The following is a 17,359-nucleotide window of genomic DNA, read 5'->3' as shown; positions in this document are numbered from 1 at the left end:
CCGGATCGAGACTCGGCGATACATCCCCGGGACTCGGCGCTCCCTCGCCGCCTAATTTGCTATAGCATATAGGGATGTGGCACATCGGACCGAAGGAGACGAGATGACGACCACCACCGGAGCGCAGACCGCGCACGCGGAGGAACAGGCGGCGATTGGCCGCAGCGCGATGAAAAAGGCAATCTGGCGCCTCGCCCCATTCTTGGGCGTGCTCTACCTGGTTGCGTACATTGACCGAAACAATGCCGGTTTCGCAAAACTTGAGATGACCGCTTCGCTCGGCATGACCGAGGCCGCGTTTGGGCTCGCCGCCGGTATCTTCTTCATCGGGTATCTCCTCTTCGAGGTGCCCAGCAACCTGCTCCTTGAGCGCTTCGGTGCGCGGAAGTGGATTGCCCGAATCATGGCGAGCTGGGGCATTGTCGCCGTCATCACCGCGTTCGTGCAGGACGCAGTGCAATTCGGTGTCATTCGCTTCATTCTGGGTGTCGCGGAAGCCGGCTTCTTCCCCGGGGTGCTGCTCTACCTCACGCTCTGGTTCCCTCGCGAGTATCGCACGCAGGTCCTCGTGATCTTCAGCCTCTCGAACCCACTCGCAAACGCGATCGCTGCCCCCATCTCGGGGTGGATCATGAATCTTCACGGCATGTGGGGACTCGAGGGCTGGCAGCTCGTCTTCATCCTCGAGGGCATTCCCGCGGTGCTGCTCGCGTTCGCTGTGTTGAAGTGGCTGCCGGATAGCCCGAAGGATGCCAAGTGGCTTACCGCCGCCGAGCGCGACTGGATCGCGGATTCACTCGCTCGCGAGGCGGCGGACACCGAGTCGCGCCACGGCAAGATTCGCCTGCGTGAGGTGTTCAGCAACGGCAAGCTCTGGGCGCTGATCTTCCTCTTCTTTGGCATCGTGTTCGGCGCGTACGGGCTTGGATTGTGGCTGCCCACCATCGTGAAGAGCATGGGAGATTTCGACAACGGCACCACCGGCCTACTGGTTGCGATCCCGAACCTGTGCGCTGCGCTCGTGATGATCCCATGGGAGCGTGCAGCACGTCGGCAGGGCAACATTCCACGGCAGGTCGGTATCGCGCTCACCATCACCGCGCTTGCGCTCATCGCAGCGGTCGCCGCACAGGGAACCCCCGTCTTGGCGCTCGGCGCGCTGTGCGTGGGAATGTCCGCGCTCTTCTCGTCCACGCCGCTCTTCTGGAGCCTGCCGCCGCTGCTGCTCACCGGCACGGCGGCAGCAGCTGGCCTCGCCTTCATCAACTCGGTCGGCAACCTCGCAGGCTTCGCCGGTCCGTACGCGATCGGCTGGGTCAGCCAGACCACCGGTTCTGCGGTCTGGGGCCTGTTGCTCATCGCGGCGCTCACACTCATGGGCGCCACGATCGCCTTCATTCTGGGCCGGCGTGGCCTCTTCGCGGGCCAGTTGCCCGGCGATGCCGCGCAGCTGAAGAGCTCGTAGCGGGAGGCCCACCGCGGCACGGGGGCGCGGAGTGCAGATGCACTCCGCGCCCCCGCTGCATTACGCGGGTGCGCACGCCATGGCGAGCGTGGCCGCACACAGGAGGCCGAGGTACGACCACGCGTGCGCCCGGTCAGGAAGTCGCAGCGGCCGCCTGCGCAGCCACACGATCACGGGAATGGACCCTGCGAGCAAGGCGGCAGCGGCGGCGAGATCGACTGCGCCGAACAGCCCGACATGGGCGTTCTGCATGGACACGCCACCACCAAGCGTGAGGAACACCGCAAGCGCGGGCGCGCTGAGCGCGAGTGTGAGGGGATTGGTGAGCGCCGTGGCGTCCGACATGGGGGCGCCAGCGCGACGAAGCAGCGGGACGGTCATCACGCTTCCCCCGACGCCGAGGAACGCGGCGAGCGCTCCAATCGGCAGGCCGAGCCAGCTCGGCACGCCGAACCGTGGTGCGGTCTGGCCCGGTGCCGCAACCGGACGAAAGAATCCGGGACGCAGCAGCAGGTCGGCAATCGTCACACACAGGTACGCGACAAATCCCCAGCGCACGAGCCACGGCGAGGCGCCGAGCCCCGCGACCGCGCCGAGTGCGCCGCCCAGCGCGAGCAACGGGAGGAGCGCGCGGGTGCCGCGCAGTTGCGCGAGCGTGGGGCGTGGGGTCGCGGCGGTTGCGACTCCGGCGCCCACGAGCATCACAGCGGAGGACGTGGCGACGGCCACAGTGAGTGCTCCCGCACCGAGGCTGGCGTCCGCCCACGCGATCACGGGGACCGCGACAAAGCCGCCGCCGAACCCGAACAGCACGGTGGTGAGGCCCGAAAGGAGACCGATCCCACAGAGAACGGCAAGCGTCGCAAAGTCCATGCATTCAGTTCAGCAGCATGAGTGGCGGCTGACATTCGAAGTACGGCAGAGTTTCAGAGATTGTCAGCCAAACCCGCGTACGATGAAGACCATGCCGACCGCACACGAGGCGCTCCTCTCCGACCTCGATCCACTGCCGCGAGCGATCGTCGCGATTGCGACCGACTACCCGCCCGGCCACCTGCTCGACTGGCACGAGCACCGCCGCGCGCAGCTCCTGTACGGCGCGACGGGCACGATGCTTGTCGAAACAGCTGACGGCGCGTGGACAGTGCCGCCGGAGCGCGCGGTCGCGATCCCGCCCGAAACTCCGCACCGCGTGCGCATGCTCGACGTGGTGACGAACAGTCTGTACCTCGAGCCGAGCGCCGTTCCCTGGTGGCCGCAGGAGTGCACGGTCGTCGAGGTGTCCGCGCTGCTGCGAGAGCTCCTCGCGGCAGCCGTGCGTATGCCTGCCGAGTACGATCTCGCAGGCAGGGATGGCGCGCTCGCGGCGCTCCTCCTGCACGAGCTGCACGAGCTCGCACCGCTCCCCTTCCACATCAGCCTCCCTCGCACGCCAGAGTTCGTACGCCTCTGCCGCGCATACCTCAGGGAGCCTGATGCAGGAGTCTCGAACGCTGAGTGGGCGCGGACGCTCGCGATGAGCGAGCGGAGCTTCACACGAGCTTTTCGAGCCGACGTCGGCGAGAGCCCCGCGGCCTGGCGCATGCGAGCGCGCTTGCTCGCGGCGCTCCCGCTGCTACAGCAGCACACGGTCACCGAGGTGGCCATGCAGCTGGGTTATTCGAGCCCGGCGAGCTTCTCCGCAGCGTTCACGCACACCTTCGGCCGCGCGCCATCAGCGCTTTCAGGGCCCCGAGTCACTCGACGATGATGGTGGTCTGCTCCACGCGGGTTCCGCGCAGGCGCACCGCACCCCAGCACAGCGAGATACCAAAGAGCAGCATCGCGATGCCCGCGCAGAAGGCCACGATGCCAAGCGCCGTCGCAGGCCAGATCAGGGCGAAGACGCCGCCCAGGATCGCGAGGATCCCCGGGACGAGAAGGAAGCCGGAGCCGCCTCGAGCCATGCGGAGCGACAGGATGAGCCAGGAGACGCCCACGACGATCAACGCGGCGCCCACAAGAATCACGAGCGCTTTTCCAGTGAGTGCTGAGAACACCACCGCGAGGATCCCGGCGAGAATGAAAACTGAGCCGACCACCCGCATACCCACGCTCGCGCTTCCGCGGACAAGCATCGCGAGCCCGTTCGCAATCAGTGCGGCGCCGAAGATCACCGCGAGCATTCCGCTCGCCGCGACGAACGGCCACACGAGCAGACCAATGCCCGCGAGCGCGACGAAGATGCCGACGATGAGCAGCACCCACCAGGGTGCGCGGCGAGACTCCGTCGTGATGATCCGGATCGGCTGCTCACTCATGTTCGCTCCTTGTTCGGGCTGCGGGGTTAGGGCTCACCGCCGCCCCCGTCGTCAGTATCTCATGCCGTGTGTTCAGGTGCACCCTGTTGCGCGGATTCCTCTCCCCCGGCCTGGGGGTGGAACCGCGCGAGTCCAAGCACCCCGGCGATCGAGACCAGACCGGAGGCAATGTAGACCAGGATCGCCCAGCCCGGCGCTCCCGCTGCTTCCTGCAGCACGACAATGCCGATGAGCACTGCGACGATCGGATCGATCACGGTGAGGCCGGCAACGACGAGGTCCGGCGGCCCCGAGGAGTATGCGTTCTGTACGAACACCATACCGAGGAGCGCGCCGACCACCAGGGCGGCCACGCAGGCCCAGGTGAGCCACTCGAACTCGCCCTGCTGCAGCCGGCCGATCACGGCCTTCGCAAAGGTCGCCACGAAGCCATAGAGAATCCCGGCTCCTACGATGTAGAGGAGCGCAATGCCGCGGTGCCGGAAAGCGACAAACAGGACAAGGGAAAGCGCGAGCACCGCAGCGAACGTGAGCAAAATCACGATGAGCTTCGTGTCGGTGACCGGGCGATCCCGTGCCGTGAACGCAGCGATTGTGACGAACGCGACGATTCCCAGTACCGCGAGGGCGAGGGAGGCACGGACGCGCTTGCCGAGATGGACTCCGCTCACGCGGGAGTTGAGAATCGACGTGATGATGAGCCCGACCACGCCGATCGGCTGCACGATGATCAGCGGTGAGAGCGATAGCGAGCCGATCTGAAAGGCGACCGCCAGGCCGAGTAGCACCGTGCCGACCACCCAAGACGGGCGGCGGAGCAGGTTGCGGATATGACCCCAGGAGAGCCCAGAACCGGCGCTCTCCCCCACAATGCGCTCGACCTTGTTCAGGCCGCGCGACTGATATTGCGCGCCGAAGGCGAGGAGCGCAGCTCCCACTAGCGCGAGTGGGATCCCGAGAAACTGGGTGGGGTCGAGATCCGCAACCTGCATCATCACGCCCCGTTCAGCTCGAGGTCGCGTTCGCCGCCACGCATCACATCGAGGAGCCGGGCCGCAGCCCGGGGAACCTCGTCGTTCACGATGATCTCATCGAACTCGTCGGCGGCCGCAAGCTCAATCTTTGCGGTCTCGAGGCGACGCGTGCGTTCCTCCTCGTCCTCGGTGCCGCGGCCCACGAGTCGGTGCACAAGCTCGTCCCAGCTCGGCGGGGCGAGGAACACCAGGCGTGCCTCCGGCATGCTCGCGCGTACCTGACGCGCGCCCTGGAGGTCGATCTCCAGCAGCATGAGCTCACCGCGAGCGGCGGCCTCGTCGACCGGACCGCGCGGGGTGCCGTAGCGGTGCTTGTTGTGCACGGTCGCCCACTCGAGGAGTTCATCGGACGCGAGCATCCGGTCAAAGCCCTCGTCATCAACGAAGATGTAGTGCGAACCATCGACCTCGCCGGGCCGCGGATCCCGCGTCGTCGCGGAGACTGAGTGCCGCACCTCGGGGTAGTGCTCGCGAATGTACGCGGCGACTGTGCCCTTGCCCACCGCGGTGGGACCGGCGAGCACCGTGAGCGGCGGGCGCCCCGTGGCCGTCTCTGCACCCGTGCGTTCACGCACAAAACGCTCAAGTCGCTCGCGCTGGAGCGCACCGAGACCGCCGAGACGTTTCCGTTCGGAGATGTCGAGCTGTTCACGCACGCGTTCCGCCTTCACCACGCCAATCGCGGGGAAGGACAGGAGGAAGTCGGTGATACGCAGCGTCGCTGCGGGGCTTCCCGGAACACGCGACTGTTCAAGCACGCGGAGCGGCGAGAGCTCCCCGTTTCGCAAGCGACGCTTCAATTCGGCGCGCGCCTGTCGCGCCGCGATCGCGGCGCGATTCGCCGCGACGCGATCAACCGCAGGCATGGAGCGTGCGGTGGGATCGGTTGAGTTGCTCATCTTCTCTCCACTCATCTTCGTTCCCCCAGCCAGCTACACCGTCAGCGCGGTCGCGACGGCGTCGGCCCGAGCGCGAACGCGCGCTGCGAGCCCCTCGGCGCCCCCGGCGAGCACGCTGCGAGACTCGCTCGCGAGCAGCGCCCAGCCCAGGCCACCGAAGATCTTTCCCGCGTCCTCGACGCGGGCGCCCTGGAACCCGAAACCGGGCGCCAAGACGGGAAGTGCGGGCCGCGCGGGAGGCGCGGCCGGGTCGATGCCGAACTCGGCAAGGTCGAGTGTTGCGCCGAGCACAACCCCCACCGAGTTCACGTGGTCGTCTGCGACGCCCTCGATCGCGAGCGCGTCGTCAAGCATCGCGCGTGCCACCGATCGGCCATCGGCGCGCTTCGCGAGCTGTACCTCGCGCGCCTCCGGATTGGAAGTCGCTGCGAGCACGAACAAGCCCTTGCCATGCTCGCGAACGTGCGGGAGGGCGCCGTCCAGGCTCCCGAACCCCTGGTATGCGGCGACGGTCATCGCGTCGGCCTCGAGCGGCGAGCCTGGCTGGAGCCAGGCGTCCGCGTATGCGGCGAAGCTTGATCCAATGTCGCCACGCTTCACGTCCGCGATGACGAGCACCCCAGCAGCGCGGGCATCTGCGAGAACGCGCTCGAGCGCGATAAAGCCTGCAGAACCGAAGCGCTCGAAGAAAGCGATCTGCGGCTTCACGCAGGCGGCAACGCCGGCCGCGGCCGCGACCACATCGCGACCCATCCGCTCGGCCCCAGCCGCATCATCGGCGAGCCCCCAATCGGCGAGCAGCGGTGCGTGGGGATCGATCCCCACGCACAGGTGTCGCTTCGCAGCGAGCTCTGACGCGAGCCGGGTACCGAACGTCGGGGTGCTCATCGTGCAGCGGCCTCCTCAGCGCGTGCGGCCACGCGATCCGCTTCATACTCCTGCAGCGACTTGACGTCGAAGCCGAGCTTCTGGGCAGACACAGCACCCACCGCAGCTGACAGCTCGGAGACGGTCGTGAAGATCGGCTTGTCGGCAGCAACGGCAGCCGCCCGAATCTCGTAGCCGTCAGCGCGCGCGGAGCTGCCCGAGGGGGTGTTGACGATCATGTCGACCTCGCCGCGGTTGATGAGATCAACGATCGTGTCACCCTCCGCCTGCGCGTGGTGCTTCCGGACCACCTCGGACTCAATGCCGTTGCGGGCAAGCACGACCTGCGTGCCGGGGGTTGCGAGAATGCGGTAGCCGAGTTCCTGCATGCGGAGTGCGGGGAGCACGACCGAGCGCTTGTCGCGATCGGCGACCGAGAGAAAGACCGTGCCCGAGACCGGCAGCTCGCTGCCCGCGGCAGACTGGCTCTTCGCAAACGCGGTCGGGAAGTCGCGGTCCATGCCCATGACCTCACCGGTCGAGCGCATCTCGGGGCCGAGCAGCGAGTCGACAACGAGACCCTCGTGCGTGCGGAAGCGCTTGAACGGCAGCACCGCCTCCTTCACAGCGATCGGCGAATCGATTGGAGCGCGCGAACCATCGCGCTCGGGCAGGAGACCCGCCTCGATGAGCTGAGCGATCGACTCGCCCGCCATCACGCGCGACGCGGCCTTTGCGAGAGGAATACCGAGCGCCTTCGAGACGAAGGGCACCGTGCGGCTCGCGCGGGGGTTCGCCTCGAGGACGTAGAGCACGCCCTGCCCAATGGCGAACTGCACATTGAGCAGGCCGCGCACGCCCAGGCCCGCAGCGATGCCGAGCGTGGCCTCGCGTACCTGTGCGATCTGGTCGTGGCCGAGCGTTACGGGCGGCAGCGTGCAGCTCGAGTCGCCCGAGTGCACACCCGCTTCCTCGATGTGCTCCATGACTCCGCCGACGTAGAGCTGCTCGCCGTCGTAGAGGGCGTCAACGTCAATCTCGATCGCGTCGTCCAGGAAACGGTCGACGAGCAGCGGGTGGCCAGGGCCCACGAGGGCGTGGCCCTCAATACGGCCAAAGTAGCCACGCAGCGACTCGGTGTCGTACACGATCTCCATGCCACGGCCGCCGAGCACGAACGACGGGCGAACGAGTACGGGGTACCCGATCTCCTCGGCGATGCGCACGGCACCCTCCTCGTCGATCGCGGTGCCGTTGCGCGGTGCCACAAGGCCGGCCCGCTCAAGGATTCCCGCGAACGCACCTCGCTCCTCCGCGAGATCGATCGCCTCGGGGGTGGTACCGAGGATCGGGATCCCGGCATCCTTCAGCGGCTGCGCGAGGCCCAGTGCGGTCTGGCCGCCCAGCTGGACGACGACGCCCAAAAGCTCGCCCGATGCCTGCTCGGCGTGAATCACTTCAAGCACGTCCTCGAGCGTGAGGGGCTCGAAGTACAGGCGATCCGAGGTGTCGTAGTCGGTCGACACGGTCTCGGGGTTGCAGTTGATCATGATGGTCTCGTAGCCCGCGTCCGAGAGTGCGAACGAGGCGTGCACGCAGGAGTAGTCGAACTCGACGCCCTGGCCAATGCGGTTGGGGCCCGAACCGAGGATGACGACCTTCTTGCGGTCGGACGGCGTGACCTCGGTCTCCAGGTCGTACGACGAGTAGTGGTACGGGGTCAGCGCAGGGAACTCGCCGGCGCAGGTATCCACCGTCTTGAAGACCGGGCGCAGGCCGAGGCCGTGACGGAGGCCGCGCACCTCGGAGTCCGAGATGCCGCGAATCGCAGCGATCTGGGCATCAGAGAAGCCGTGGTCCTTTGCCTCGCGCAGCACATCAAGGGTGAGCTGCGGAGCCGCCTTGACGAGCTCTGCGACCTCGTTGATCAGCACGATCTGGTCGAGGAACCAGGGGTCGATCGCGGTCGACTCAAAGACCTGCTCGATCGTCGCGCCGAGGCGAAGCGCCTGCTGCACGTCAACGATGCGGCCGTCGGTGGGACGCTTGATCGTCTCAAGCAGCGTTGCGACGCGGTCCGCAGCAGTCGCCGAGTCGATCGCGTCCCAGTGGAACGAGGTGCCGCGCTTCTCGAGTGAACGCAGCGACTTCTGCAGGGCGGTCGTGAAGTTCCGGCCGATCGCCATCGCCTCGCCGACCGACTTCATGGTCGTGGTGAGCGTGTCGTCGGCGGCGGGGAACTTCTCGAACGCGAAGCGCGGAGTCTTCACAACGATGTAGTCGATCGCGGGCTCGAAGGAGGCCGGGGTCTTCTGCGTGATGTCGTTCGGGATCTCGTCGAGCGTGTAGCCGATCGCAAGCTTCGCGGCGATCTTGGCAATCGGGAAGCCCGTCGCCTTCGAAGCGAGCGCGGAGGAACGCGAGACGCGCGGGTTCATCTCGATGACCACCACACGACCATCAACCGGATCGATTGCGAACTGAATGTTGCAGCCGCCCGTGTCCACGCCGACGCGACGAATGATGTCGATCGAGATGTCGCGAAGGTTCTGGAACTCACGGTCGGTGAGCGTCAGCGCCGGGGCAACGGTGATCGAGTCGCCCGTGTGCACGCCCACGGCGTCGACGTTTTCGATGGAGCACACGACAACCGCGTTGTCCTTGGTGTCGCGCATGAGCTCAAGCTCATACTCCTTCCAACCGAGGATCGACTCCTCGAGGAGCACCTCCGTCGTCGGGCTGTAGTGCAGGCCGTCGGTGACGATGCGTACGAGCTCTTCCTCGGTGTAGGCGAAGCCCGAACCGAGACCACCCATGGTGAAGGACGGACGCACGACGAGCGGGTACCCGAGGTCCAGGGCGTACTCCTTCGCCTCCTCGAGGGTGTGTGCCACGTAGGACTTCGCGACGCCCGCACCAGCGGCGATGGCGATGTCCTTGAACAGCTGGCGATCCTCACCCTTCTGGATGGCGTCGACCTTCGCGCCGATCAGCTCGACGTTGTACTTCTCGAGGATGCCCTGCTCGTGCAGCTCCATGGCCGCGTTGAGCGCTGTCTGGCCACCCAGGGTGGGCAGGATCGCGTCGGGCTTCTCCTTCTGAATGATCGTCTCGATGACCGCGGCGGTGATCGGCTCGACGTAGGTCGCGTCGGCGAAGTCGGGGTCGGTCATGATCGTCGCGGGGTTCGAGTTCACGAGGATGACGCGCACGCCCTCCTCCCGAAGCACACGGCAGGCCTGAGTACCGGAGTAATCGAACTCACAGGCCTGGCCGATGACGATCGGGCCGGAACCGATGACGAGAACGGAATTAATGTCTGAACGCTTGGGCATGGCTCTTAGGCTCCCTGGGTGGTCGTGTCGGCGGCTGCGGCGCGGTCTTGGACCAGAGCGCGGAAGCGGTCGAAGAGGTAGAAGGCGTCGTGCGGGCCAGCGGCCGCCTCAGGGTGGTACTGCACGGAGAACGCGGGGATATCGAGGCACTCGAGACCCTCAACGACCTGATCGTTGAGGCTCACGTGGCTGACCTGCACGCGGCCGAAGCCGGCGGGCGACTCAGTCTCGCCCTCGAGCGGGGCGTCGACAGCGAAGCCGTGGTTCTGCGCGGTGATTTCAACGCGACCCGTGCGCTTGTCGAGCACCGGCTGGTTGATTCCGCGGTGACCGAAGGGCAGCTTGTAGGTGTCGAAGCCGAGCGCGCGGCCGAGCAGCTGGTTGCCGAAGCAGATGCCGAAGTACGGGATGCCGTCGCGCAGCAGCTGCTGGAGGAGTTCCACCTGCGCCGTGCTTGCCGAGGGGTCGCCGGGGCCGTTCGAGTAGAAGAGCGCGTCGGGAGCGAGCGCGCGGATCTCCTCGAGTGTCGTGCCCGCGGGGAGCACGATCACGTCGAAGCCGTGCTCAGACAGGTAACGCACGGTGGCGCGCTTGATGCCCAGGTCGAGGACCGCGATCGAGCCAACTCGTGCAACGCCCTCTGCTGCGGGGACGTCGTAGCGCTCGGGCGTCGTGACCTCCTGCGAGAGGTTCTTGCCTGCCATACCAGCCTGCTCGCGCACGAGCTCGAGCTGCGCCTCGTCGGAGAGATCAAGCTCGGCGCCGGAGAAGACTCCGGCGCGCATCGCACCAGCGGAGCGGATGCGGCGCGTGACCGCACGGGTGTCGATGCCTGAAATGCCGACGACGCCATCATTCGCGAGATCCTCATCGAGCGAGCGCTCGGCACGGAAGTTCGAGACGCGGCGTGCGGGATCGCGCACGATGAAGCCGGAGACCCAGATCTTGCGCGACTCCATGTCGTCGTCGTTCGAGCCGGTGTTTCCGATGTGCGGCGCGGTCATGAGCACGATCTGTCCTGCGTAGGACGGGTCAGTCAGGGTCTCCTGGTACCCGGTCATGCCGGTAGAGAAGACGATCTCGCCCAGGGTGCGACCCGTTGCGCCATACGCGCGGCCGGTGTATCGGGTGCCGTCCTCGAGAACGAGCACCGCAGCGCCGTTCGGCACTACGGCGGCTGGCGGCGCCGTTACTTCGGTCGTGTTCGTGGTCACGCTTCCTCCTGGATCGTGGGGTGAGTGGTGTTGGTCTGTGTGCCGGCCGCGGAACCCGAGGTTCTGTGCTGGCTGACTGCGGCGACGGCTTCGGCGAAGCGAGCCTGTTCCGCGGGGTCTGCGAGTCGGAAACTCGACTCAAGTTCGCGCGCGTCACTTCCCGGAGCGGGAAGTGCCCAGCGCAGGAGCGAGAGACCGCCGGGCTCGACGGCCTTCCCGATTCGGCCGCCGGCGGCGCCGGAGCCAATGATCTGCGATGCGGGGATCGTCACGGGTGCCTCGCCGGTCACGGCAATGGTCACGCCGTCACCGTGCACCGTGACCTCTGCGTACCCCTTGTAGCGCAGCCCGGGAATGGCTACACGCTCGAGCGGGGCTCCGGCAGGCGTGGTGGAGACGTAGCTCGCACGCGGGAAGTGCGCAAGCGGTGCGCCGGTGAGCTCGGGCTGCGGCGTCGCGCTCGCGAATGCCGCATCGCGGCGAGTCCGCCCGCGCCACGCGATCCACATTCCGGCGAACGCGAGTACCGCGATCGACGACATGAGGATGATGAATGTGGTGCGGCTCATCGCACACCTCCCTGAACTGCGCCGGCAGCGTGAGCGGCTGCTGCGACCTGCGCCGCGTCAATCAGCTCGCCGTCAGCCACCGTGAGGTAGCCCCGGCGCACGGTGTGCACGATGCGGCCGGGCAGCTCCATACCAAGGTACGGGGAGTTCTCGCTGAGGCCCTGCAGGCGAGCGAGGTCGAATGTGCTGCTCCCCGCAGGGTCCACGAGCACGAGGTCGGCCACCTGGCCGGCGTCGAGCACGCTTGGGTGGTCGCTGAGCCCGCCGATCTGCGCGGGGCGCTGCGACAGCAGCTGCTCAAGCTCGGCCCAGCTGATGTGTCCCTCGGCGATGAGCGTGAGGAGCGCAATCGGGAGCGCCGACTCCAGGCCGACCATGCCAAACGCGGCGGCGTCCCACTCGCACTCCTTCGCCTCGATCGGGTGCGGAGCATGGTCGGTGGCGATGATGTCAATGACGCCCTCGGCGACCGCGCGGCGCAAGGCCTGCACGTCCTCCTCGCGGCGCAGCGGAGGGTTGACTTTGTAGCGCGCATCGTAGCTGCGAACGAGCTCTTCGGTCAGGATGAGGTGGTGTGGTGTTACCTCAGCGGTCACCTGCACGCCCCGGGCCTTCGCCCAGCGCACCACCTCAACCGAGCCGGCCGTCGAGAGGTGACAGATGTGCAGTCGCGAGCCCGTGTGTTCGGCGAGCAGCACATCGCGAGCGATGATCGATTCCTCGGCAACCGCGGGCCAGCCCTTCAGCCCGAGCTCGCTCGAGAGAGTGCCCTCGTTCATCTGCGCGCCTTCAGTGAGCCGGGGATCCTGTGCGTGCTGCGCGATGACACCGCCGAACGTCTTCACGTACTCGAGCGCCCGACGCATGAGCAGCGGGTCATGCACGCACTTGCCATCGTCGGAAAAGACGCGCACCTGGGCGCGGGACTGCGCCATCGCGCCGATCTCGCTGAGCTTCTCGCCAGCGAGATCCTCGGTTACCGCGCCAATCGGGCGCACCGTTGCGTAGCCACCAGCATCGCCGAGGGCCTGCACCTGCTCCACCACACCCGCCGTGTCCTGCACGGGGAGCGTGTTTGCCATTGCGAAGACACTCGTGAACCCGCCAGCGGCCGCCGCGCGAGTGCCGGTGAGCACCGTCTCCGACTGCTCAAAACCTGGCTCGCGCAGGTGCGTGTGCAGGTCGACAAGTCCAGTCAGTGCGATGAGTCCGGCAGCGTCAATGACGCGCTCGTCCGCGCGTGCTTCGAGGCCCGTGCCACGCTCCACGATGCGCCCATCGGCGATGCGCAGGTCCACCGGCTCCGCGGCGAGTGTGTCGCTGCCGCGCTCGGTGAGCGTTGCAGCGAGGCGCGCCCCGCGGATCAGGATTCCGGGATTCGTGGTCATTCGGTCTCTCCTCCACGGGGGGTGATTCGTTCAGGTGTTGCTTGGGCGCCGCGCTCGCCGGAGAGCAGCAGATACAGGGCAGCCATTCGCACGGACACGCCGTTCGCGACCTGCTCAAGCACCGTGGAACGCGGCGAGTCGGCAGCGCGCGAGGAAATCTCGAGCCCCCGATTCATGGGTCCCGGGTGCATCACAATCGCCCGCTCGGTGAGGGCGGCCAACCGGGCGTCGTCGAGGCCCCAGTTGCGGGCGTACTCTCGCTCGTTCGGGAAGAACGCGGCGTGCATGCGCTCCGTCTGGATGCGCAGCAGCATGACGACGTCGGGGCGCTCCACGCGCAGCGCAGTGTCGAGGGAGTGATGGATCGTCACGGGCCACTCGCGCGTGCCGTAGGGCAGGAGCGTCTCCGGGGCGACAAAGCTGACGCGTGCGCCGAGCACATTCAGGAGCCACAGGTTCGAGCGGGCCACGCGAGAGTGCGCAATGTCGCCCACAATGACCACGGAGACGCCGTCAAGATCGCGACCACGGCTTGCCTCGCCAAAGAGCCTCCGTCGCATGGTAAACGCGTCAAGGAGGGCCTGCGTCGGGTGCTCGTGCGTCCCATCACCGGCGTTCAGCACGCCAGCGTCGATCCAGCCGCTCGAGGCGAGTCGCGCAGGGGCGCCGGATGCGGGGTGCCGGATCACGACGCCGTCCGCGCCGATCGCCTGCAGGGTCTGAGCGGTGTCCTTTAGCGATTCGCCCTTCGACACCGAGGAACCCTTCGCGCTGAAGTTGATCACATCTGCGGAGAGGCGCTTTGCGGCGGCCTCGAACGAGATGCGCGTGCGTGTCGAATCCTCGAAGAAGAGGTTCACGACAGTCTTTCCGCGCAGGGTCGGTAGCTTCTTGACCTCGCGCTGCTGCGTCGCGGCCATGTCCTCCGCGGTGTCGAGGATAAGAATCGCCTCATCGCGGGTGAGTGTCTTCGTGTCGAGCAGGTGCCTCACGCGCGAGCCTCCTCGGCCTGGTGCGTACCCTCGCCCGTGTCATCGGAGGAGATCGTCACCTCGTCGACCCCGTCGTGCTCGGCGAGACGCACGGAGATGCGCTCATGCTTCGCGCTCGGGAGGTTCTTCCCGATGTAGTCCGCGCGAATGGGCAGCTCGCGGTGCCCGCGATCGATCAGCGCGGCAAGGCGAACCGCCTTCGGCCGACCATGATCGCCCAGCGCATCGAGTGCCGCGCGGACGGTGCGCCCGGAGTACAACACATCATCGACCAGCACGACCGTGCTGCCGTCGATGCCGCTCACGGGCATGTCCGTCGGGTGCGGCGTCCGGGTCGGATTCTGCGCAAGATCGTCACGGTACATCGTGACATCGAGGCTTGCAACGGGAACGCGCTCGCCCTCAATGCGGGAGATCGTGTCGGCAATCCGCGCGGCGAGAAACGTGCCACGCGTGGGGATGCCCACGAGAACAAGGCCAGCAACGCCCTTGTTCGCCTCGATAATTTCGTGCGAGATTCGAGTCAGCGCCCGCGAGATTTCTGCGCTTTCCAGCACAACACGCGTACCCATATTCGAGCCCCCCTTCTCCGCCTCACAGGACGGCAGTTAAAGAAAAGCTGATGAGAACCATCATAGCGGATCAGAACCGCTGCGGTGTGCGGGCGCGCACAGGGGCGCGCCCGCACCGGCGTTAGTCGTGCGCGTGGTCCGCGATACGACCCAGCACGCCGTTGACGAAACGACCGGAGTCATCCGTCGAGTATTCCTTTGCGAGCTCCACGGCCTCGTCGATCGCGACGGGCGTGGGAACTTCAGCGTTGAAGAGGATCTCCCACGCGGCAAGGCGCAGAAGCGCGCGGTCCACGTTGGGCATCCGATCGAGCGTCCATCCCTGGGCGTAGCTCATGATGAGCTCGTCGATCTCGTCGCGGTGGTCGGTGACCCCATCGACGATTTCACGCGCGTACAGCCAGGAGGCTGCCCGGTCGGGCTCCCCCGCAGCACGCTTCGCCTCAGCGTTGACGATGGTGAGGATCGACTCTCCACGCACATCGGCCTGGTAGAGCATGTCAAGCGCGCGCTTGCGCGCCTTCGTCCGAGCTGACAACGTTAGTCGTTCACGCGGCCGAGGTAGTCACCCGTGCGGGTGTCCACCTTGATCTTGGTGCCTGCCTCGAGGAAGAGCGGCACCTGGATCTCAGCGCCCGTCTCGACGGTTGCGGGCTTCGTGCCGCCGGTGGAGCGATCACCCTGCAGACCGGGCTCGGTGTACGTGACCTCGAGCACCACGGAGGCGGGCATCTCAAGGTAGAGGGGCTCGCCCTCGTGGAGGCCGATCTGCACCTGCTGGCTCTCCAGCATGTACTTCGCGGCGTCGCCCACGACAACGGCGGACACAGTCAACTGGTCGTAGTCAGACTGGTCCATGAACACGAAGTCAGCGCCATCCTGGTAGAGGTACTGGAAGTCGCGGCGGTCCACGTTCGCGGTCTCGATCTTCGCGCCGGCGTTGTACGTCTTGTCGATGATCTTGCCCGACACTACGTTCTTCTGCTTCGTGCGAACGAACGCGCCACCCTTGCCCGGCTTGACGTGCTGGAACTCGACCACGCTCCAGAGCTGACCGTTCTCCTTGATAACGGTGCCGTTCTTGATGTCGTTCGAGGTTGCCATGCAGGTTCTCCGGGTTCTGTGAGGTTCAGGCGCGCGACTGCGCCGAACCAGTGTACACCTGCGCCCCACCCGTCCCGCCTGATTCGTGCAGGGTGTTTCATCCCCCGCTGGCCCAGCACCCCACGCTTGTGCCCTCGCCGCAGACTTCGGCGCGGGCAGTGCCGCCAGGCATAGGCTGGCGCGCATGCATATGATCTTCCGCACTCTGTGGCACTTGTGGTTCGTCGGACGGCGCGGCACCGCGCTCGGCTTTGGCGATGTGGGGCGATCACGGTTCCGCGTGTGGCCGACCGACATGGACATGCTCCGCCACATGAACAACGGCAAGTACCTGTCGATCATGGACGTCGCGCGCTTCGACCTGCTGCAGCGCAACGGCGTGTGGGAGCTGTTCCAGCGCGAAGGGTGGTACCCGGTGGTTGTCGGGCAAACCATCTCGTACCGGAAGTCGCTGAACCCGTGGCAGCGCTTCTGGATCGAGACCCGCATTCTGGGCTTCGACGAGCAGGCGGTGTACATCGAGCAGCGCTTCGTGCGCCCGGACTCGGCGCGACGCCCCGAGATCTATGCCCGCGCGTATGTTCGGTCCCGAATCCTCCGCCGCACCGGAGGTGTCGTCCCCATCGCAGAGATCATCGAGAAGAGCGGTGCGAACCCTGCAGAGTTGCAGGTGCCCACCGAGGTGCTCGAGTGGGGGCAGGCCACCAGGTTGCCGTCGACGCGCGATGCCGCGACGAGCGAGTGGGACTGATCTCGATCCGATTAGGCGAGCGGGGCGCGCGAGCCGAGATGGGGGCCTTGGTTTCCCGTCTCGCGGCAGGTGATTCGAATCACGCGTTCGCCAGCATCGTAAACGTGACGCGCCGCAAGCCGGCCGTCCGCGATGGACCCCGCGAGCCAGGTGAACGTGCCCGTGTCGATCGGCTGCTCCCCCGCGAGAATGCGCATGAGCTGCAGCATGAGCAGTTCGGGCAGTGACACGTGTGGTCCGTGTGCAAAACCGAGCCCGAGCAGGCTTGGCGTGGGCTCCCCCGGCACGAGGCGCAGGGTCCACCGCGCCACCGCGCCGGACGAGGGACGCTGCGCAACGACCGGCAACGGCCCCGCACCCTCGGGAATACGATCGAGCGCGTCGAATCCGCGCTCCGCGTCTGCGGCGAGGATCAGCGGGGAGACGCCGTCCGCGCTGTTCAGCACATCCGGGTGCGCGGAGCCCGCCCGGGTGAACGCCGCGCGCCAGCGGTCGATCCCCAGGCCGTACGGTGCCGGCACGGGAACCAGATCGGGGCGATCGCCTAAGAGCTCACCAAAATGGCCGAGGTCGCTTCCTGCTGCGGCAAACGCTTCCGGTTCGGGGAGCTCAGCCTCGAGGAGCCGCGCCGCAGCGCGGGCGCGGGCAAAGGCCGTGTCGAAGCGCCCGGCAACCGCGGGGTCAGTGATCGCGGTGAACGCAGCGCCGGCGAGCACCGCACCAGCCTCGCGATCGAGCCAGGCGTCGAACTCTGCCGCCGCACCCGAGCCGGCCGCGGGTGCGCTCATCGACTCGAAGTCGCGCGCGAGGCTTGGAAAGAGCGCTCGCACCAACTGCAACTGCTCATCTTGCCCTGGCTGCACCATCAT

17 protein-coding genes are annotated in these 17,359 nt (G+C 66.9%); 3 read left to right on the top strand and 14 right to left on the bottom strand.

What is annotated here, in order from left to right:
- Window positions 1-103: 103 nt before the first annotated feature.
- Window positions 104-1,465, top strand: coding sequence for an MFS transporter (locus D3226_RS13735; RefSeq protein WP_202383169.1), 1,362 nt, complete (start codon window positions 104-106; stop codon window positions 1,463-1,465).
- A 60-nt stretch (window positions 1,466-1,525) separates the two neighbouring features.
- Here the strand turns inward: D3226_RS13735 and D3226_RS13730 are convergent, their stop codons facing one another.
- Window positions 1,526-2,338, bottom strand: coding sequence for a sulfite exporter TauE/SafE family protein (locus D3226_RS13730; RefSeq protein ID WP_202383168.1), 813 nt, complete (start codon window positions 2,336-2,338; stop codon window positions 1,526-1,528).
- A gap of 91 nt (window positions 2,339-2,429) precedes the next feature.
- On the opposite strand from D3226_RS13730, the gene D3226_RS13725 reads away from it, so the two are divergent.
- The gene (locus D3226_RS13725) at window positions 2,430-3,215 is read left to right on the top strand and encodes an AraC family transcriptional regulator (protein ID WP_202383167.1); all 786 of its coding nucleotides are present in this window, start codon (window positions 2,430-2,432) and stop codon (window positions 3,213-3,215) included.
- Here D3226_RS13725 and D3226_RS13720 read toward each other — a convergent pair.
- From D3226_RS13720 to efp, 12 genes are all read right to left on the bottom strand, one after another.
- Entirely contained in the window at window positions 3,202-3,765 is a 564-nt protein-coding gene (locus tag D3226_RS13720) for an HdeD family acid-resistance protein (RefSeq protein ID WP_202383166.1), read from the bottom strand. The genes D3226_RS13725 and D3226_RS13720 overlap by 14 nt on opposite strands.
- A 59-nt stretch (window positions 3,766-3,824) precedes the next feature.
- Window positions 3,825-4,760 carry a DMT family transporter gene (locus D3226_RS13715; protein ID WP_202383165.1) on the bottom strand — a complete coding sequence of 312 codons (936 nt, stop codon included), beginning with the start codon at window positions 4,758-4,760 and terminating at the stop codon, window positions 3,825-3,827.
- Window positions 4,760-5,698, bottom strand: coding sequence for a guanylate kinase (gmk, locus tag D3226_RS13710; RefSeq protein ID WP_202383164.1), 939 nt, complete (start codon window positions 5,696-5,698; stop codon window positions 4,760-4,762). Before gmk ends, D3226_RS13715 begins: the two co-directional genes overlap by 1 nt.
- Before the next feature lie 33 nt (window positions 5,699-5,731).
- Window positions 5,732-6,586, bottom strand: coding sequence for an orotidine-5'-phosphate decarboxylase (gene pyrF / locus D3226_RS13705; RefSeq protein ID WP_202383163.1), 855 nt, complete (start codon window positions 6,584-6,586; stop codon window positions 5,732-5,734).
- Window positions 6,583-9,900 carry a carbamoyl-phosphate synthase large subunit gene (gene carB, locus D3226_RS13700; RefSeq protein WP_202383162.1) on the bottom strand — a complete coding sequence of 1,106 codons (3,318 nt, stop codon included), beginning with the start codon at window positions 9,898-9,900 and terminating at the stop codon, window positions 6,583-6,585. Before carB ends, pyrF begins: the two co-directional genes overlap by 4 nt.
- Window positions 9,901-9,905: 5 nt before the next feature.
- The gene (gene carA, locus D3226_RS13695; protein ID WP_202383161.1) at window positions 9,906-11,114 is read right to left on the bottom strand and encodes a glutamine-hydrolyzing carbamoyl-phosphate synthase small subunit; all 1,209 of its coding nucleotides are present in this window, start codon (window positions 11,112-11,114) and stop codon (window positions 9,906-9,908) included.
- The gene (locus tag D3226_RS13690; protein WP_202383160.1) at window positions 11,111-11,683 is read right to left on the bottom strand and encodes a PH-like domain-containing protein; all 573 of its coding nucleotides are present in this window, start codon (window positions 11,681-11,683) and stop codon (window positions 11,111-11,113) included. Before D3226_RS13690 ends, carA begins: the two co-directional genes overlap by 4 nt.
- Window positions 11,680-13,071, bottom strand: a complete 1,392-nt coding sequence (locus D3226_RS13685; RefSeq protein ID WP_202383159.1) for a dihydroorotase — start codon at window positions 13,069-13,071, stop codon at window positions 11,680-11,682. Before D3226_RS13685 ends, D3226_RS13690 begins: the two co-directional genes overlap by 4 nt.
- Window positions 13,068-14,063: an aspartate carbamoyltransferase catalytic subunit gene (locus D3226_RS13680; RefSeq protein WP_202383158.1), complete on the bottom strand. Its 996-nt coding sequence runs from the start codon at window positions 14,061-14,063 to the stop codon at window positions 13,068-13,070. Before D3226_RS13680 ends, D3226_RS13685 begins: the two co-directional genes overlap by 4 nt.
- Window positions 14,060-14,635: a bifunctional pyr operon transcriptional regulator/uracil phosphoribosyltransferase PyrR gene (gene pyrR, locus D3226_RS13675; RefSeq protein ID WP_202383157.1), complete on the bottom strand. Its 576-nt coding sequence runs from the start codon at window positions 14,633-14,635 to the stop codon at window positions 14,060-14,062. Before pyrR ends, D3226_RS13680 begins: the two co-directional genes overlap by 4 nt.
- Before the next feature lie 121 nt (window positions 14,636-14,756).
- Window positions 14,757-15,173: a transcription antitermination factor NusB gene (nusB, locus tag D3226_RS13670; protein WP_202383156.1), complete on the bottom strand. Its 417-nt coding sequence runs from the start codon at window positions 15,171-15,173 to the stop codon at window positions 14,757-14,759.
- A 2-nt stretch (window positions 15,174-15,175) separates the two neighbouring features.
- Window positions 15,176-15,739 (bottom strand): elongation factor P, encoded by a 564-nt coding sequence (efp, locus tag D3226_RS13665; RefSeq protein WP_202383155.1) that lies wholly within the window; start codon window positions 15,737-15,739, stop codon window positions 15,176-15,178.
- Between the two features lie 184 nt (window positions 15,740-15,923).
- Here efp and D3226_RS13660 point away from each other — a divergent pair, with 184 nt between their 5' ends.
- Entirely contained in the window at window positions 15,924-16,490 is a 567-nt protein-coding gene (locus tag D3226_RS13660; RefSeq protein WP_202383154.1) for an acyl-CoA thioesterase, read from the top strand.
- A gap of 11 nt (window positions 16,491-16,501) precedes the next feature.
- On the opposite strand, the gene D3226_RS13655 is transcribed toward D3226_RS13660, so the two are convergent.
- Window positions 16,502-17,359, bottom strand: a complete 858-nt coding sequence (locus tag D3226_RS13655; protein ID WP_237462895.1) for a hypothetical protein — start codon at window positions 17,357-17,359, stop codon at window positions 16,502-16,504.

The sequence above is a fragment of the Leucobacter chromiireducens subsp. chromiireducens genome, assembly GCF_016758255.1.
Lineage (GTDB): Bacteria > Actinomycetota > Actinomycetes > Actinomycetales > Microbacteriaceae > Leucobacter > Leucobacter chromiireducens.
This window is presented reverse-complemented; position numbering and strand designations above follow the sequence as displayed.

Bases quoted from the DNA above. Each gene is read 5' to 3' on its own strand.
- D3226_RS13660 (WP_202383154.1), top strand. From the start codon at position 15,924: ATGCATATGATCTTCCGCACTCTGTGGCACTTGTGGTTCGTCGGACGG.
- D3226_RS13735 (WP_202383169.1), top strand. From the start codon at position 104: ATGACGACCACCACCGGAGCGCAGACCGCGCACGCGGAGGAACAGGCG.
- D3226_RS13725 (WP_202383167.1), top strand. From the start codon at position 2,430: ATGCCGACCGCACACGAGGCGCTCCTCTCCGACCTCGATCCACTGCCG.
- pyrF (WP_202383163.1), bottom strand. From the start codon at position 6,586: ATGAGCACCCCGACGTTCGGTACCCGGCTCGCGTCAGAGCTCGCTGCG.
- D3226_RS13655 (WP_237462895.1), bottom strand. From the start codon at position 17,359: ATGATGGTGCAGCCAGGGCAAGATGAGCAGTTGCAGTTGGTGCGAGCG.
- D3226_RS13685 (WP_202383159.1), bottom strand. From the start codon at position 13,071: ATGACCACGAATCCCGGAATCCTGATCCGCGGGGCGCGCCTCGCTGCA.
- efp (WP_202383155.1), bottom strand. From the start codon at position 15,739: ATGGCAACCTCGAACGACATCAAGAACGGCACCGTTATCAAGGAGAAC.
- gmk (WP_202383164.1), bottom strand. From the start codon at position 5,698: ATGAGCAACTCAACCGATCCCACCGCACGCTCCATGCCTGCGGTTGAT.
- pyrR (WP_202383157.1), bottom strand. From the start codon at position 14,635: ATGGGTACGCGTGTTGTGCTGGAAAGCGCAGAAATCTCGCGGGCGCTG.
- D3226_RS13690 (WP_202383160.1), bottom strand. From the start codon at position 11,683: ATGAGCCGCACCACATTCATCATCCTCATGTCGTCGATCGCGGTACTC.
- D3226_RS13720 (WP_202383166.1), bottom strand. From the start codon at position 3,765: ATGAGTGAGCAGCCGATCCGGATCATCACGACGGAGTCTCGCCGCGCA.
- carB (WP_202383162.1), bottom strand. From the start codon at position 9,900: ATGCCCAAGCGTTCAGACATTAATTCCGTTCTCGTCATCGGTTCCGGC.
- D3226_RS13730 (WP_202383168.1), bottom strand. From the start codon at position 2,338: ATGGACTTTGCGACGCTTGCCGTTCTCTGTGGGATCGGTCTCCTTTCG.
- D3226_RS13715 (WP_202383165.1), bottom strand. From the start codon at position 4,760: ATGATGCAGGTTGCGGATCTCGACCCCACCCAGTTTCTCGGGATCCCA.